The sequence below is a fragment of the Rhizobium sp. 57MFTsu3.2 genome (assembly GCF_012932765.1).
Lineage (GTDB): Bacteria > Pseudomonadota > Alphaproteobacteria > Rhizobiales > Rhizobiaceae > Rhizobium > Rhizobium altiplani.
The window spans coordinates 25741-40887 of record NZ_JDWI01000035.1 but is presented as its reverse complement, the minus strand read 5'-3'; the positions used below and the strand labels follow the sequence as shown (position 1 = coordinate 40887).

Genomic DNA, 15147 nt, shown 5'->3' with positions numbered 1-15147 from the left:
CCTCCGCTCACTAGCTTGCCATGCAAAATCATCGTTTTAGACTTGTCGGATGAATCGAACTCGGAGCTTTCCGTGAAAATCGCGTCGCGGCTGAAAGACGAAACGTTCCTGGTGTTGGCGATAGGCGTCGCGGCTATCGCCTATGTGTCGGAACATGCATTTCTTGAAATGGGGCGTGAGATATCGCTGATCGCCGCTGCTGGGCTCGTCGCCACCATCGTCCTTGCCTCAATCCGTGTCGCCCACCATGCGGAGATTCTCGCGATCAAGGTCGGCGACCCCTACGGCACGATGATCCTGACGCTGTCGGCAGTTGCAGTGGAAGTGATCATCCTCGCGATCATGATGACCGGCGAAAGCTCTCCGACGCTCGTGCGCGACACGATCTATTCAGCCCTGATGCTCGACATCAACGGCATACTCGGCCTCGCCGCGCTGCTCGGCGGCTTGAAGCACGGCGAGCAGCCGTACAACGACAACTCGGGCAAGACCTACGGCGTGATGATCCTGACCGCCATGGGTATCTCGATGATCGTTCCGGAATTCGTGCCGGCGGAAAAGTGGCACTACTACTCCGCCTTCACCATCCTGGCGATGATCGCCCTCTACGCACTCTTCCTGCGCATGCAGGTCGGTCAGCACAGTTACTTCTTCAGCTACGCCTATCCTCGCAGCGAGCGGAAAGGCGATCCGGATGAGCACTCGATCGAAGACTCCACGACCGCGTCGATCACCACCATCCTGGTTGGGGTCGTCATCATCGGCCTGCTCGCGGAATTCATGTCGACCTTCATGACGGAAGGCCTGCGGAATTCTGGCGCTCCCGTTGTCCTGACCGCCATCGTTGTCGCAGCGATCTCGGCGTCGCCCGAGATCTTGACGGCCCTTCGCGCGGCGCTGCGAAACCGCATGCAAGCGACCGTGAACATCGCCATGGGCGCGTCGCTATCGACCGTCATCCTCACGGTTCCGGTCATGGAGGCCATTGCCCTTTACACCGGCCAACCGTTCATCATGGCGATGACGCCGGTGCAGACCGTGATGGTGGCGATTACGCTGATTGCGGCGGCCATCAACCTCAACGACGGTGAGACCAACGCCATCGAAGGCATGACGCACTTCATCCTTTTTGTAACGTTCCTGATGCTGTCGGCGCTGGATCTCTGACACCGCCAACTCCAATCCTGCAAACAAAAAGCCCGCCGTCTCCGGCGCCGCCGTCTCCGGCGGGCTTTTGTTTCGAGATAGTTCTGACTATTTGCAGGCGCCGCAGAAGCGCTGGATGCGCTTGCAGGCTTCCTCGAGCAACGCTTCCGACGTCGCGTAGGAGATGCGGAAGTTCGGGCCGAGGCCGAATGCCGAGCCATGAACGACGGCAACGCCTTCGCTCTCCAACAGTTCAGAAACGAAGTCTTCGTCGGTCTCGATCACCTTGCCCGACGGCGCGGTCTTGCCGATCAGGCCGGCGCAGGACGGATAGACGTAGAAGGCGCCTTCCGGCGACGGGCACGTGATGCCCTTTGCCTGGTTCAGCATCGACACGACGAGGTCGCGGCGGCCTTCGAAGATCTTCTTGTTCGCGGGAATGAAATCCTGCGTACCGTTCAGCGCTTCGACGGCAGCCCACTGGGCGATCGAGGTCGCACCTGAGGTCTGCTGGCCCTGAATCATATCCATGGCCTTGATCAGCTGGATCGGGCCTGCTGCGTAGCCGATACGCCAGCCGGTCATCGCGTAAGCCTTCGAAACACCGTTCATGGTCAGCGTGCGGTCGTAGAGCTTCGGCTCGACTTCGACAGGCGTGACGAACTTGAAGTCGCCATAGGTCAGGTGCTCGTACATGTCGTCCGTCAGCACCCAGACATGCGGATGCTTCAGCAGCACGTCCGTCAGGGCCTTCAGTTCGTCATGCGTATAGGCAGCACCCGACGGGTTGGACGGCGAGTTGAAGATGAACCACTTCGTCTTCGGCGTGATCGCCTTGTCGAGGTCGGCGGCCTGGAGCTTGAAGTTGTTTTCCTGCGTCGCCGAAACGATGACGGGCGTACCGCCGCACAGCGAGACCATTTCCGGATAGGATACCCAGTACGGCGCCGGGATGACGACTTCATCACCCGGGTTCAGCGTCGCCATGAAGGCGTTGAAAAGGATCTGCTTGCCGCCGGTGCCGACGATCGTCTGCTCCCACGAATATTCCAGGCCGTTCTCGCGCTTGAACTTCGCGGCGATCGCCTTGCGGAGTTCAGGGATACCGGAGACCGGCGTGTACTTCGTCTCGCCGCGGTTGATCGCGTCGATGGCAGCCTTCTTGATATTATCAGGCGTATCGAAATCCGGCTCGCCGGCGCCGAGGCCGATCACATCGCGTCCTTTTGCTTTCAGCTCGCGCGCTTTCTGGGAAACGGCGATGGTGGCTGAAGGCTTCACACGGGAAAGAGCATCGGCAAGAAAGGCCATGATATCGGTCCTATACGGTTGATTTGGGCAGAAAAGCCGGGACCGGAATTCTGCGCTAAGCTCTATGTCCAATGTAGGCAGGCATTTCAAGCGCAAAGGCGTGATGGTGCCAATGATTCTTCGTGATCAATCGCCTGACCCAGCGTCCTGATTCGCGAGCTCGCGCGTTTGGCTGGCTGAATCATTTTGCGAAGTGCTTGAATCAGTTTCTGAAGAGAGTTGCGATTTACGCCCGGAAATCAAAATCCTCGGCACTTTTGGCCCTTGCCACGAATTGGTCGCAACAAATGCCGCGGCCTGCCGCAATTCGGTCGCGAGCACGCCGAGATCGAAGCCCCATTTTGTTGCATCCGGCATTGGTTATTGAGGGCATACCCATGTTTCTGGAAGACGAGTTTGTCATCAGGCGCCTTCGCGCCCGTCGCGTATCCATCTCACTACTGGTTGCAGTTGTGGCTTTCGCTGCGTCGATCCTTATGACCTTCGGGCTGGTAACGACGGTCTACGCCGAAGAAAGCCAGCAGGTGTCCGCACAGTCAGCCACATCGCAAATGGCAGCCGCGCCAACGGTAAAGGCAGTGGGGCTTGGCGCACAGAACTCCGTGTCGGTAAAGCTGCCGCAAAGGGCGACAGGCGCTGACGAACGGATCACCCGCGGCAGCCTTATGCTTCTAGCCGCACTGGTCGCGACATGCGGGCTGGCCATCTGGCGCCGGCGACTACACGGCGTCTTTGCCGGAGCCAGCCAATGACGCCCGTGAATTCGGGACCCAGAGTTCGAAACCACGAGGCGGACGAATTCGGCCCGCTTCCGACCTATATCGAGCTCGCCATGGCGACGGCGGCGGCAACCGCTTACGACGCGAATACAGCGCAGGAAAACCGTATGCGCCTGCCCCGTCTCTCCGTCATCGAGAAGGCAATTGTCGTTAGCATCGCCGCTCTTGCGCTTTACGGAACGGTGCTGATCGCCGGCGGGCTCTATATCAAGGCCAAGGCCGAACTGTCGCAAATTCTCTCGCAGCACTCCTTTGCCGCCGAACTTCGTAGCGAAGACACCAGGCCTTGACCGTGGGCGGATCTCGCCACCGAAGCAGAGGTCCCCACTCGTCTACCCGCGACCGATCGTCGCCTCGCCATCGGCAAACACAAAGCCGTTATCCCACGCGAATGAGGTTGAAGCCGGTGGACGACGCTCCACGTTGACCAGACGACAGGCATTGGGACAGACCATGACGACACTTGCACGGCTTCCATTCGGCTTCTTTCTCGCAACCGCGGCATTGGCCGCCTCCCCAAGCTTTTCTGCCGACATCGTCAAGACGAAGACGGTCGAGGTTCAAGTCGACACCATTGCAACAGGCCTCGAGCACCCCTGGGCCGTGGAGGTGCTCCCTGATGGTTCCTATCTCGTTACCGAACGACCGGGACGGCTGCGCATCATACGCGACGGCAAGCTCTCTGCCCCCATCGCCGGCGTCCCTGAAGTCAGCGCCCGGGGGCAAGGTGGTCTGATGGACGTTGCGATCGCGCCTGATTTTGCAACAAGCCGCCAGATATTCCTCACGGCCGCGACCAGGGCCAGGGGCGGCTCCGGCACCGAGGTATTCAGCGCCACGCTGTCAAATGACGGAACAAGGCTGAACGACGTCAAATCCATCTTCACGATGAAGCGCTTCACCGGCGGCAACATCCAGTACGGCTCCCGCATAGCGTTCGGCAAGGACGGCTCGCTGTTCATCAGTGTCGGTGACCGTGGTGACAGGGATCGTGCCCAGGATTGGAAGGACGATGCCGGCTCCATCATCCACATCAACGCCGATGGCAGCATTCCCACCGACAATCCCTTCAAGGACGGCGGCAAGGCGCTTCCGGAGGTCTGGTCGAAGGGCCATCGCAATCCGCAGGGCATCGCCTTCGATGCCGCAGACGGCAAGCTCTACACGGCGGAGCACGGCGCCCGCGGCGGTGACGAAATCAACTACATCGAGCCCGGCAAAAACTACGGCTGGCCGATCATAACCTACGGACGCGACTATTCGGGCGCCGAGATCGGCGAAGGCACAGCCAAGGAAGGGCTTGAGCAACCGCTTTATTATTGGGACCCGTCGATCGCGCCGGGAGCATTGGCCATTTATCGCGGCAAGATGTTTCCCGAATGGGACGGCAACTTTCTCGTTGCTGCGCTGAAGTTCCAGCTGCTGTCGCGAATGCAGCGCGATGAAGGCGGAGCTTTCGTCGCCGAGGAGCGGATTTTCGACGGCTCCTATGGCCGCATGCGTGATGTGATCGTCGCACCCGACGGCGCCCTGCTGCTCCTCACGGATGAAGACGATGGTGCCTTGCTAAGAGTGTCGCGGGCGCCGGTAAACAATGGTTGACACTAAGCCTAGAGGCCGGCGCGCAGTTCCTTTCGAAACATAAACTTCAGGGCGGACCATGTCTCATCGACAGCGCAGACTTTGACGTCAACCAGCCCCAAAGGCACGAATATCGATCGCAGAACGTCTTCGGTGACTGTGGTCGGCACCCGCGCCGCCTTCTTGGGCCAGGAAATCCAAAGCATCCCGTCGGGCTTGAGAGCGCCCGATACAGCCCGGGCAATACCTTCCAGGACTACCCGGCGGGCTTCGAAAACATGCACGTAGTCGAAGCGACGCTCAATCATTGATGGCAAAGCTTTCGTAACGGAGGAGAAATGCTCAAAGGATTGTATCTCGGCGATCTCGGGTACACCGATCAGCAGCGCCGCCTGCCCTTCCCTCAGGCCGAGCTTTCGCGTGAGCGAGTTGCCGCAATACCCCGCTGGCGCATCATGGCGCTGTTGTCGCGGCGCAGCCTTTTCGTCCGCCGATGAAACCGTTTTCGTTGCCATCCGTTTGCTCTCAGGCGCTTACCCAGTGGCGACATTCTTCACCCTTGCCCAAACCAAAGGCAACTGCTAACGCTCGCCCATACTCTCCCGCACCGAGGACGACATGACGCGCATTCAGGCGAACCTCCTTCTATTGCTTGCAGCTGCCATCTGGGGCGGCGGCTTTGTCGCGCAGTCGACGGCAATGAAGGCAATCGGTCCGTTCTGGTTCATTGGCCTGCGCTTCGTGATTGCCGCAGTCGCGGTCCTGCCGTTCATGCTCTTCGAAGCCCGCAAGGCGCGGGTAAAGACCGCGCCGCGCCATCTCAAGCTCTATCTGCTGACGGGTCTTGCGCTATTCGGTGGCGCCGCCACCCAGCAGATCGGCCTGCAGACGACGACCGTGACGAATTCGAGCTTCATCACCGGCCTCTACGTCGTGATCGTCCCCCTGATCGCTGTCGTCTTCCTGCGCCGCTCCCCGCACTGGATCATCTGGCCCGGCGCGATCATGGCCGTTTCCGGCATCTACATGTTGTCCGGTGGCCAACTCTCGGCACTGACGACCGGTGATCTGCTCACGGTCGTCTGCGCGGTCTTCTGGGCCGGGCAGATCACCCTGGCCGGCATCACAGTGTCCGAAACCGGGCGCCCGCTTACCCTTTCGACCGCCCAGTTTGCGGTGACCGGGGCCTGCGCGCTCGTCGTTGCCATCGTCGCGGAACCGATCAGTTGGGCAGCGGTCTGGGCGGCAGCCCCCGAGATCCTCTACGTCGGGATATTCTCGTCCGGTGTCGCCTTCTCGCTGCAGGTCATCGGCCAGCGCTACACGACCTCGTCGCAGGCAGCGATCTTCCTGTCATCTGAAGCACTCTTCGGCGCCTCGCTCGGCGCTCTGCTGCTGGGCGAAACCATGCCGCCGCTCGGCTACGCCGGCTGCGCGCTAATGTTCACCGCCATGCTTCTGGTTGAGGTGGTGCCCGAAATTACGCGCCGTCGAGCTTCGGAGAGGTTGAAACCGAGCCCAAACTTGGGTTGAACGCCCGGAAAAGAAAAAAACTTTAGCCTTTGCGTAGTCGCGTTAGCGTTGCATTTTTGGCAAAATCTGCTCCCAAACTATATTGCCAACGATATAAAGCGTTGCTCGGCGGCGGCTAACGACCAAAATTTTGCTCTGGGCGTGCAAAAATGCCTCCTATAGGTGCCTTTCAGCACAGACGCGTTAAAAAACTTTTGCTTGCCAAAATTTAATAATCGCAGCACTCTCACCGTGTTCGGGCATTTTGCGAGCATGGGAAGTCCTTGAGAATGTGCGCGCCGGAGACGCTAAAATTCCGGTCAACCAATTCCGAGAAAGCGGGCGTCAGTCCCGTGGTGAGTTTGGTTGTGCTAGAGGGGACCTTTTTCTCACATTTCAATAATTGCCTGCTAACGTCTCCGTGAGGAGGCAATATCAGTGATGCTGCCCGTGTGGATGGCGGGCAGAGATAAAAGGACCTGACGCATGGCCGAGACTGGCACAGTAAAATTCTTCAACACCGACAAAGGTTTTGGCTTTATCAAGCCGGACAAGGGCGGCGCGGACATCTTTGTACACATTTCTGCCGTTCAGGCTTCTGGCTTGGCCGGACTGACGGAGAATCAGAAGGTTAGCTTCGACACGGAGCCGGACCGCCGCGGCAAGGGCCCCAAGGCTGTCAACCTGCAGATCGCAGGCTGAGCCTCTAGCCAACGCTGTCAATTCGAGTTGAAGCCCGGCAGCGATGCCGGGTTTTGTCATTCAGCCTGCATTCAGATCGCGGCCCTTACCTTGCCATCATCAAGGTGCAGAACCGGTATCGGTTAAAACAGGGAAATACAAATGAACAGGCTTGCGAAGACGCTCCTTATGACGGCAACCGCTGCTGCCCTCGCAGTATCATCGATCGGGGTCGCGTCGGCTGGTGACTGGCACCGTCACCACCATGGCGATGATGCGCTTGTCGGTGGCGCCGTCGGCCTTGCAACGGGTCTGATTGTGGGTTCAGCCATTGCAAGCGCGCCGCGTTATGATGAGCCGCGCTACATCGACCCGCCCTACGACCCGGAATACGAAGCCGTTCCGGTCTATCGCGCTCCCCCGCCCCGCTACTATCGTCCGGTTGCCGCCGACATCGAGCCCTGGACTCCGCAGTGGGAACGCTACTGCTCCTATCGCTACCGGTCGTTTGACCCGCGCAGCGGCACATTTATCGGCAACGATGGCCGCAGCCACTTCTGCAACGCCGGCTAATCGCCTGAACGCGCAATCAAACACGAAGCGCCGCCTCTCAGCGGCGCTTTTGTTTTGGGTGCTCAGATCCCTTGCAGGAAGGGATTGCTCCGTCGCTCGTCGCCGATCCGGCTGCCCGGCCCGTGTCCGCAAATGAAGCCGACGTCATCGCCCAGCGGCAAGACCTTGTCGCGGATCGAATCGAGCAGTTGCTGGTGATTGCCCCCGGGTAGATCCGTCCGACCGATCGAGCCGTTGAAAAGCACATCGCCCAGATGGGCAAAATTCTGTGCGCGATTGAAGTAGATGACATGGCCGGGCGCGTGGCCTGGTGTGTGGTACACCTCGAACTCGTGCGTGCCAAACGAGACCTTGTCGCCATCCTTCAGCCAACGATCCGGAACGACATTCTGCATGCCCGACGGGATGCCATACTTTTGCGCCTGGGTCTCGATCCGCTGCAGCAAGGGAAGATCGTCCTCGTGCGGACCGACGATATCGATGTTAAGGGCTTCCTTGAGCTCCCTAGCTCCACCTGCGTGGTCGAGATGGCCATGTGTCAGCCAGATTTCCTTGATGTCGAACCCGTTCGCCGTGATGGCCTCGAGGATCGCCGGGACATCGCCGCCGGGATCGACAACGACGCCTTCCTTGGTCTCCGGGTCGAAGAGGATCGTGCAGTTCTGCTGAAATGGTGTCACCGGAATAATGCCGGCCTGGAGCATGCCCATGAGTGCCTCGCTTGTCTTTGTCCCGGGTTCCTATAGTCCGAAATCACACCGTGCGCAGCCCGCGATTTAGTGAACACAGTCTGGCTTCAGGGTTCGATCACCAGCCACGTTCGAATTTAACACGTCGATACAATCGTTTACCGGCGAAAGCGAAGGCGGCGGAACATCGTCTGCACCCCAAACGTTACTTGCCTGTATTAAGACAAGGAGAAACGAGATGACCTTGAAGCGAAATCTGTTCCTGGCTGGCGCGATCGTCGTGGGAAGCGCCGGTCTTGCCCAGGCGGACATGGTTGCCACGGCCATCAACGATCTGAACGTTCGCGCAGGCCCCGGTCCGCAATATCCCTCAATCGGAATCGCGACGCGCGGCTCGCAGGCAATGCTGGATGGTTGCATCCAGGGAAGCCGCTGGTGCCGTGTTGACGTCAACGTCGTGCGTGGCTGGGTCTATGCTCAGTATCTGCAGGTCGAACAGGGTGGCAGCACCGTCGTCGTCGAGCAGCACCAGTCCGATCTAGGCGTTCCCGTCGTGACCTATGAGACGACGGCAAGCGTCGCTCCTGAGCCGGCACCGGGCGACGAGTTGCTTGGACCGGTTGGCTCCGTCGACGCCGTTACCCCACCTGAAACCGTCACGACCTATGTCCAGACCAATCCGGCACAGACCGTGCGCCTCGGTGGCGATGTCGTCGTGGGTGCTTCCGTGCCGGCTGATGTGACGTTCCAGGAAATTCCGGACTATCAGTATCGGTATGTCCGAATCAACGATCGACCGGTCCTTGTGGACCCCGGCAGCCGCCGCATCGTTTACGTCTACAACTGATTGTAACGCACAACATGGAAAAGGCGCCCCGCGGGCGCCTTTTTTTGCGCAGACAGCGTGGAAAACTTTCACGCGTGGGTTGCTCTCCATTCCACTAAATATTCAATCATGATAAAATACTGAAATTCAGACGATATCCCCTGCTCCCGGTCGGAGGTCGGATCGCCTGTAGGGCTGGCTATCCTTTCGGATCGCGCAGCCGGCAGTGGCGTTTGAGGAAACGCGAAGGAGGGAAATCGTGGAAGCCTTATTGCCCATCATCACACAGGTAATAGCGGGTGCAGTCGGCGGCAATGTCGCAAGCGGCGCGTTGAAGCAGGTTGCAATCAATACCGTCGCCCGGACGATCGCCGGCGCGATCGGTGGCATCGGCGGTGGCATGCTGCTCAGCATGGTCGGCGGCGAAGCTGCAATGACCGGTTTGATTGCCGACGGTATCGGCGGCCTGATCGGCGGCGGCATCCTGTCGACGATCGTAGGAGCGGTAGCCGCCCGCGCACGATAGATAGCCCATCGAGAAGCGGCCGAGGCTCCCTGGGAACCCGGTCGCTGTCCTTTGCTGGAGGATAGTCGGCGGCAGCGGCCACGCGATCTATCTCTCTTACATAGTCGCTCATCAGTGTTTCGCTGATCGTCGCCGGCATAAACCGGTGTGGCCCGATTTCCGTCACAGCCCAGCCGTGTTCTCCCATGAACACCAGGTTTGCGGCGTGAAACCCATAGGTCGACACGTGGATCTTTGCGTTTTTCCACTGAACGAACGCACCGCAGCCGTTCGCTCTCCTCCGCTGCCCGTACGCCATTGTTGTTGATTGTTATCCCCGATACGTTTTATCCACTGACAAAGGGGAAAATTACGCATTGTGGTGAAGTTTGCGAAGTGGGGCCAAATTTCCGGTGGAAACGGCATCCCCTTCCGGCTTCGCGACGCGTGGGGGAAGCAAGCAACGGCGCAAAGATACGTCAAATGCTGGCATATTTTTATCTGAGCTTCCCGCGAGGTGCGCAACAAGAAAGGAAATGCCAAATTGGCACGCCAGACGAGCCCAAAGGCGGGCAAGCCCGAACTGCTGAAAATGCCGATGGAAAACACAGAAACCATCGATTTTGAGATCATCGAGCTTCTGTTCTTCTCCTATCGTGACTTCGTTTCGGATCCTGACGCCATCCTGGCAGAGATCGGCTTCGGGCGCGCGCACCACCGTGTCGTTCACTTTGTTAACCGCAACCCGGGCATGACGGTTGCCGATCTGCTGGATACGTTGAAGATAACCAAGCAGAGTCTTGCAAGAGTGCTCAAACAACTCATTGATTCGGGGTATATTCGACAGATTGCGGGGCCTGAAGACAGGCGGCAGCGCAAGCTCTATCCTACCAAGATGGGGCGCGAGCTTGCTCTTGCTCTGGCGGAGCCGCAATCGCGCCGTATTGAGAGAGCATTCGACGGGGCTTCTCCGGAGGTACGGGAAGGCATAAAGGCCTTCCTCAGAGGTATGCGGAATAGACCAAACTCGAGAGCGGATTGAATGGCGACAAAGACAGTGATTTCGGACGACGCTGCGCACTTGCTTGTTGTGGATGACGACACGCGTATCCGCGCCCTGCTCAACCGCTATTTGACCGAGAACGGCTTCCGGGTGACCGTGGCCGCGGATGGCGCGGAAGCTCAACGCAAGCTTGCCGGCTTGGATTTCGACCTCATCATCATGGACGTCATGATGCCGGGTGAGTCCGGGATCGAAGTGACCAGGGGTCTGCGCACGATCAAGAACGTGCCAATCATCATGCTCACGGCGCTGGCGGAGTCAGGCAGCCGCATTGAGGGCCTCGAGGCAGGCGCCGACGATTATCTGGCCAAGCCCTTCGACCCACGCGAGCTCGTGCTGCGCGTCAACAACATCCTGCGCCGCAATGTCTCGAACGATGCGCCGAAAATCGAACAGGTGATGTTCGGACCATATACCTTCTCGCTCACACGCAAGGAGCTGAAGAAGGCGTCCGAAGTCGTCCGGCTGACGGATCGCGAGCAGGAAATCATGCTGCTGTTCGCCAAACGCGCCGGCGATACCATTCCGCGACACGAGCTTATCGGCAACGATGTTGATGTCGGTGAGCGCACCATCGATGTGCAGATCAATCGCCTGAGACGCAAGATCGAGGACGATCCCGCAAATCCGGTCTGGCTGCAGACGGTTCGTGGTATAGGATACCGATTGAGCATCGATTGACAGTCGCAACCCCAGGACCAGCGGCCAAATGGTGACATTCGACTCTCTTCGGCGCGACGACCGCTCGCCCGCCCGCGGCTGGCGGTGGATGCTGCGCAGATTTCGGCTCTATCTGCCGACGGGCCTGTACGTCCGCTCGCTGCTGATCATCATTATCCCCATGGTGCTCCTGCAGTCTGTTGTCGCCGCCGTATTCATGGAGCGCCACTGGCAGATGGTGACCCAACGCCTTTCAGCTGCCGTCACGCGCGACATAGCGGCCATCATCCAGATCATCGAGACTTATCCGCAAGATACGGACTTTAGCGAAGTCACCCGTATCGCACGCGATCAGATGAACTTGCAGATCTCGATCGAACCGGACGGCGATCTGCCATCGCCACGCACAAAGCCCTTCTTCTCCATCCTGGACGGTATCCTGAGCGACGAGATCAGCGATCAGATCAAGCGCCCCTTCTGGATCGACACGCTCGGCGACTCCAGCCTCGTCGAGATCCGCATCAAGCTGGAAGACAAGATCCTTCGCGTATTGGCACGGCGCAGCTCGACCTATGCCTCCAACACTCACATCTTCATTGTGTGGATGGTTGGCGCCTCGCTGGTCCTGATTGGCATATCGATCCTCTTCCTGCGCGGGCAGATCCGCCCGATCCTAGCGCTGGCCAACGCCGCCGAAAACTTCGGCAAGGGGCAGAAGGCCGACAACTTCCACCCGCGTGGCGCAGATGAGGTTCGTCGTGCGGGCCTTGCCTTCATTCTGATGCGCGAGCGCATCGAGCGACAGATCGAGCAACGCACGGCGATGCTGACCGGAGTGAGCCACGATCTGCGCACGATCCTGACCCGCTTCAAGCTGCAGCTGGCACTGGCCGGCGAAAATCCGGAGCTTCACGGCCTGAACGACGACGTCAACGATATGCAGTCGATGCTCGAGGCCTACATGGCGTTTGCCCGAAGCGAGGTCGAAGAGGACGTTGGCGACCTGAAGCTCAGCGAGCTCTTCGCACGAGTGGCGGCAGACTTCGAACTTCACGACGGCAAGAAGCTTACATACTCGATCGACGGAGACGACGAGATCTTGGTGCGCCCGAACGCCTTCACGCGCCTTGTGACCAACCTAGCCTCAAATGCCCGCCGCTACGCCAACACGCTCGACATCAACGCCAGGCACAGCGCCAAGTGGCTGACGATCACCTTTGACGATGACGGCCCGGGGATTCCAGAAAGGAACCGCGAGGACGTCTTCAAGCCGTTCTTCCGGCTCGACGAAGCCCGAAATCTCGATGCCTCGGGCACCGGCCTGGGCCTCGCAATCGCTCGCGACATCGCACGAAGCCACGGCGGCAACGTCACGCTTGGCGACAGCCCTCTGGGTGGCCTTCGGGCGACCGTCCGCCTGCCCGCGTGAGGAAAAGATGACGATGGACACGAGCTCAATGACATGGCTGAACCCGCCGCCTCGCTTCGAGATGCGCGGCGGGGATTTGCATGTCTGGTCGGGACCCAAGACCGATTTCTGGCAGGGGACATATTACGGCTTCCACCGCGACGACGGACATTTCCTGCACCGGTCGCGACAAGGCGACTTCACCGCCGAGGTTTCCTTCTCGGGACGCTACCAGGAACTCTACGATCAGGCTGGCCTCATGGTACGGGCTAATGCCACGCATTGGATGAAATGCGGGATCGAATATACCGATGGCGCCATGCATTTCAGCGTCGTCGTGACCAACGGCAATTCCGATTGGTCAGCCTTTCGGCTCGACCACACATTCGAGCGCATGGGCGTGCGGGTGACACGCAATGGCGATGCGCTGTTCATTCAATACAGAACGGACCGCATGGAAGATTGGCGCATGGCACGCCTTGCGTGGTTCGATCCGGCGTATGCAGAGGTTGCCGTCGGGCCGGTATTCTGCTCGCCGCAACGCGCCGGCTTCGAAGCCGTATTCCACGATTTCTCGCTGACCGATCCGCTGTCGCGCGAGATCCACTGATCACATCAGCTTCTTGCCGTTCGGTACGGGCTTGTCGGTTCCTGCAAGAACGATCGCTCCCGCCTCATCCTCGAAGCCCAAGGTCAGGACTTCCGAGCGGACCGGGCCGATCTGCCGTGGCGGAAAGTTCACCACGCCGAGAACCTGCCGACCGACAAGGCTCTCGGGCGTATAGTGAACCGTAATCTGTGCCGACGACTTCTTGAGACCGATCTCTGGCCCGAAGTCGATCAGCAGCTTGAAGGCCGGCTTTCGCGCCTCCGGAAACGGACTTGCCTCGACGATCGTACCGACACGAATGTCGACACGCTCGAAGTCGGCATAGGTGATTTCGTCAGCCATACAGGTTGTCCTCAGCCGGCAAGCTCTTCGGCGCGCCTGCGCGCTGCCGCGAGGGCCTTGTCGAAAAGAGGCTGCATCGCGTCCTCGGCCATCAGGACCGAAAGCGCGGCGGCGGTCGTGCCGCCCGGCGATGTCACGTTCTGCCGCAGCCGCGAGGCGTCGTCGGGGGACTGGTGCAAAAGCTCACCAGCCCCCGCGACCGTTTCCCGTGCAAGACGCATGGCAAGGTCCGCCTGCAAGCCAAGTTTACGGCCTGCCTCTGCCATACACTCGACGAGATAAAACACATAAGCCGGTCCGCTTCCCGACAGCGCCGTAACGGCATCGATGTCGGCTTCGGTTGGAACCCATTCTACCGGACCGGATACACGCAAGAGAGAATGGACGTGCTCACGCTGCGCATCGGTGACGCGGGCATTGGCAAACGCACCCGTAACACCACGACCGACCATGGCCGGGGTGTTCGGCATAGCGCGCACCATCGCAGCCTCACCGAGATGCTTTTCAAGAAACAACAGCGTCTTTCCGGCGGCGACCGACACAACGACGGTTTCTGATCCCACCGTTCCCTTGACCGGAGGCAGCACGGCATCCATCACCTGTGGCTTGACCGCCAGAAAGAGAACGCCTGCCGTCAGCCCGGCAGGAGCCGAGGTAACGTGCGTTACGCCGGCATCGTTGATTGTTTTCATCATCTGCTCGGACGGACCGGGATCGATGACGACGATGGAAGAACCGGCCACTCCGCTCTTCAGCCAGCCAGAGAGCATTGCGCCCCCCATATTGCCGGCACCGATAAGAACGATAGGACCTGAAGATGCGGATGACATTTACGCCTCGCCGACGGTTTCGAAGAGAACCGCTTCCATGGCGCGGTTCGCCTCCATGCCCGACCAGATCACGAACTGGAACGCTTGATAGTACGCCTCACAGGTATCGAGCGCACTAGCGAGCAAAACCTCGACCTGTCGATTGGTCGGCTCCGCACCGCCGGCAAGCAGCAGCGACTGACGGAAGATGATGACATCTTCCTGGCGCCAAAGATCGAAGTGTCCCATCAGGACCTGGCCGTTGATCGCGGCCAAGAGCTTGGTGACCTCGTTAACGCGCTGTTCGGGAACCTTGACGTCGAAGGCGCAGCCAAGGTGCAGCGCCTCGAACTCTTCCATCCAGGAAAAGGAAACGTGGTAGTCGGCCCACTTCCCTTCAACCGTCATCGCAATTTCGTCGTCACCCGACCGCTCGAAAGACCAGTCGTTATTGGCGGCGACGTACTCGATCATATCGACCGGGTTCGACTGACGCTCGACTTCCAATTCCATGAGGCTCATGCAGCACCTTCTTGACCGGAGTGAATGCGAACCAACTTCGTCAACGAGACACAAGGAGAACACACGCAACAGCCGGAACCACCAACCGTGATGACCGTTGAACCACTACCAGACTTAACGCAGTCAAACC

General features: G+C 59.4%; 19 protein-coding genes and 1 pseudogene. 13 read left to right on the top strand and 7 right to left on the bottom strand.

The features are described 5' to 3' along the window. The first annotated feature begins 72 nt into the window (after positions 1–72). On the top strand, positions 73–1167 hold the full coding sequence (locus AF71_RS27030; RefSeq protein ID WP_026371794.1) for a calcium:proton antiporter: 1095 nt from the start codon (positions 73–75) through the stop codon (positions 1165–1167). Between the two features lie 87 nt (positions 1168–1254). On the opposite strand, the gene AF71_RS27025 is transcribed toward AF71_RS27030, so the two are convergent. After that, on the bottom strand, positions 1255–2457 hold the full coding sequence (locus tag AF71_RS27025; RefSeq protein WP_025661730.1) for a pyridoxal phosphate-dependent aminotransferase: 1203 nt from the start codon (positions 2455–2457) through the stop codon (positions 1255–1257). Positions 2458–2583: 126 nt separating this feature from the next. Then, a complete protein-coding gene (locus AF71_RS27020; protein WP_162763449.1) occupies positions 2584–2814 on the bottom strand; it encodes a hypothetical protein in 231 nt (76 codons plus the stop codon). A 20-nt stretch (positions 2815–2834) separates the two neighbouring features. Between AF71_RS27020 and AF71_RS27015 the strand changes: the two genes are divergently transcribed. From AF71_RS27015 to AF71_RS27005, 3 genes and pseudogenes are all read left to right on the top strand, one after another. After that, complete coding sequence (locus AF71_RS27015; RefSeq protein ID WP_113471212.1) at positions 2835–3209, top strand: hypothetical protein; 375 nt, start codon at positions 2835–2837, stop codon at positions 3207–3209. After that, a pseudogene (locus tag AF71_RS27010) lies at positions 3206–3523 on the top strand (class GN sortase); the annotation flags it as partial. The gene AF71_RS27015 and the pseudogene AF71_RS27010, both read left to right, overlap by 4 nt. Positions 3524–3689: 166 nt before the next feature. Continuing rightward, positions 3690–4838: a PQQ-dependent sugar dehydrogenase gene (locus AF71_RS27005; RefSeq protein WP_018857208.1), complete on the top strand. Its 1149-nt coding sequence runs from the start codon at positions 3690–3692 to the stop codon at positions 4836–4838. 8 nt (positions 4839–4846) lie between these two features. Here the strand turns inward: AF71_RS27005 and AF71_RS27000 are convergent, their stop codons facing one another. After that, entirely contained in the window at positions 4847–5332 is a 486-nt protein-coding gene (locus AF71_RS27000) for a hypothetical protein (protein WP_018857209.1), read from the bottom strand. Positions 5333–5435: 103 nt separating this feature from the next. Here AF71_RS27000 and AF71_RS26995 point away from each other — a divergent pair, with 103 nt between their 5' ends. The 3 genes from AF71_RS26995 (at position 5436) to AF71_RS26985 (ending at position 7583) form a co-directional block, all read left to right on the top strand. Beyond that, positions 5436–6350, top strand: coding sequence for a DMT family transporter (locus AF71_RS26995; protein ID WP_018857210.1), 915 nt, complete (start codon positions 5436–5438; stop codon positions 6348–6350). Positions 6351–6815: 465 nt separating this feature from the next. Beyond that, positions 6816–7031: a cold-shock protein gene (locus AF71_RS26990; RefSeq protein ID WP_007534130.1), complete on the top strand. Its 216-nt coding sequence runs from the start codon at positions 6816–6818 to the stop codon at positions 7029–7031. A gap of 141 nt (positions 7032–7172) precedes the next feature. After that, a complete protein-coding gene (locus AF71_RS26985) occupies positions 7173–7583 on the top strand; it encodes a BA14K family protein (RefSeq protein WP_018857211.1) in 411 nt (136 codons plus the stop codon). A gap of 62 nt (positions 7584–7645) precedes the next feature. Here AF71_RS26985 and AF71_RS26980 read toward each other — a convergent pair whose 3' ends face one another. Continuing rightward, a complete protein-coding gene (locus tag AF71_RS26980; protein WP_018857212.1) occupies positions 7646–8293 on the bottom strand; it encodes an MBL fold metallo-hydrolase in 648 nt (215 codons plus the stop codon). Positions 8294–8510: 217 nt separating this feature from the next. Between AF71_RS26980 and AF71_RS26975 the strand changes: the two genes are divergently transcribed. The 6 genes from AF71_RS26975 (at position 8511) to AF71_RS26950 (ending at position 13344) form a co-directional block, all read left to right on the top strand. After that, positions 8511–9119: a DUF1236 domain-containing protein gene (locus AF71_RS26975; protein ID WP_169683856.1), complete on the top strand. Its 609-nt coding sequence runs from the start codon at positions 8511–8513 to the stop codon at positions 9117–9119. 238 nt (positions 9120–9357) lie between these two features. Next, positions 9358–9624: a hypothetical protein gene (locus AF71_RS26970; protein WP_018857214.1), complete on the top strand. Its 267-nt coding sequence runs from the start codon at positions 9358–9360 to the stop codon at positions 9622–9624. 523 nt (positions 9625–10147) lie between these two features. Then, a complete protein-coding gene (locus AF71_RS26965; RefSeq protein ID WP_018857215.1) occupies positions 10148–10645 on the top strand; it encodes a MarR family transcriptional regulator in 498 nt (165 codons plus the stop codon). Then, the gene (locus AF71_RS26960; protein WP_018857216.1) at positions 10646–11347 is read left to right on the top strand and encodes a response regulator transcription factor; all 702 of its coding nucleotides are present in this window, start codon (positions 10646–10648) and stop codon (positions 11345–11347) included. It abuts the gene before it with no gap. Positions 11348–11375: 28 nt separating this feature from the next. Continuing rightward, positions 11376–12755, top strand: coding sequence for an ATP-binding protein (locus AF71_RS26955; protein WP_018857217.1), 1380 nt, complete (start codon positions 11376–11378; stop codon positions 12753–12755). A gap of 7 nt (positions 12756–12762) precedes the next feature. After that, positions 12763–13344, top strand: coding sequence for a DUF1349 domain-containing protein (locus tag AF71_RS26950; RefSeq protein ID WP_169683855.1), 582 nt, complete (start codon positions 12763–12765; stop codon positions 13342–13344). Here the strand turns inward: AF71_RS26950 and AF71_RS26945 are convergent, their stop codons facing one another. From AF71_RS26945 to AF71_RS26935, 3 genes are read right to left on the bottom strand one after another with little or no spacing between them, the layout of a single operon-like run. Beyond that, positions 13345–13686 (bottom strand): tRNA-binding protein, encoded by a 342-nt coding sequence (locus tag AF71_RS26945; RefSeq protein WP_018857219.1) that lies wholly within the window; start codon positions 13684–13686, stop codon positions 13345–13347. A gap of 11 nt (positions 13687–13697) precedes the next feature. Continuing rightward, on the bottom strand, positions 13698–14516 hold the full coding sequence (gene proC / locus AF71_RS26940) for a pyrroline-5-carboxylate reductase (protein WP_018857220.1): 819 nt from the start codon (positions 14514–14516) through the stop codon (positions 13698–13700). Next, positions 14517–15017 (bottom strand): YbjN domain-containing protein, encoded by a 501-nt coding sequence (locus AF71_RS26935; protein ID WP_018857221.1) that lies wholly within the window; start codon positions 15015–15017, stop codon positions 14517–14519. Positions 15018–15147 lie beyond the last annotated feature (130 nt).

Bases quoted from the DNA above. Each gene is read 5' to 3' on its own strand.
- AF71_RS27025 (WP_025661730.1), bottom strand. From the start codon at position 2,457: ATGGCCTTTCTTGCCGATGCTCTTTCCCGTGTGAAGCCTTCAGCCACC.
- AF71_RS27020 (WP_162763449.1), bottom strand. From the start codon at position 2,814: ATGCCGGATGCAACAAAATGGGGCTTCGATCTCGGCGTGCTCGCGACC.
- AF71_RS27015 (WP_113471212.1), top strand. From the start codon at position 2,835: ATGTTTCTGGAAGACGAGTTTGTCATCAGGCGCCTTCGCGCCCGTCGC.
- AF71_RS27005 (WP_018857208.1), top strand. From the start codon at position 3,690: ATGACGACACTTGCACGGCTTCCATTCGGCTTCTTTCTCGCAACCGCG.
- AF71_RS27000 (WP_018857209.1), bottom strand. From the start codon at position 5,332: ATGGCAACGAAAACGGTTTCATCGGCGGACGAAAAGGCTGCGCCGCGA.
- AF71_RS26995 (WP_018857210.1), top strand. From the start codon at position 5,436: ATGACGCGCATTCAGGCGAACCTCCTTCTATTGCTTGCAGCTGCCATC.
- AF71_RS26990 (WP_007534130.1), top strand. From the start codon at position 6,816: ATGGCCGAGACTGGCACAGTAAAATTCTTCAACACCGACAAAGGTTTT.
- AF71_RS26985 (WP_018857211.1), top strand. From the start codon at position 7,173: ATGAACAGGCTTGCGAAGACGCTCCTTATGACGGCAACCGCTGCTGCC.
- AF71_RS26980 (WP_018857212.1), bottom strand. From the start codon at position 8,293: ATGGGCATGCTCCAGGCCGGCATTATTCCGGTGACACCATTTCAGCAG.
- AF71_RS26975 (WP_169683856.1), top strand. From the start codon at position 8,511: ATGACCTTGAAGCGAAATCTGTTCCTGGCTGGCGCGATCGTCGTGGGA.
- AF71_RS26960 (WP_018857216.1), top strand. From the start codon at position 10,646: ATGGCGACAAAGACAGTGATTTCGGACGACGCTGCGCACTTGCTTGTT.
- AF71_RS26955 (WP_018857217.1), top strand. From the start codon at position 11,376: ATGGTGACATTCGACTCTCTTCGGCGCGACGACCGCTCGCCCGCCCGC.
- AF71_RS26950 (WP_169683855.1), top strand. From the start codon at position 12,763: ATGACGATGGACACGAGCTCAATGACATGGCTGAACCCGCCGCCTCGC.
- AF71_RS26945 (WP_018857219.1), bottom strand. From the start codon at position 13,686: ATGGCTGACGAAATCACCTATGCCGACTTCGAGCGTGTCGACATTCGT.
- proC (WP_018857220.1), bottom strand. From the start codon at position 14,516: ATGTCATCCGCATCTTCAGGTCCTATCGTTCTTATCGGTGCCGGCAAT.
- AF71_RS26935 (WP_018857221.1), bottom strand. From the start codon at position 15,017: ATGAGCCTCATGGAATTGGAAGTCGAGCGTCAGTCGAACCCGGTCGAT.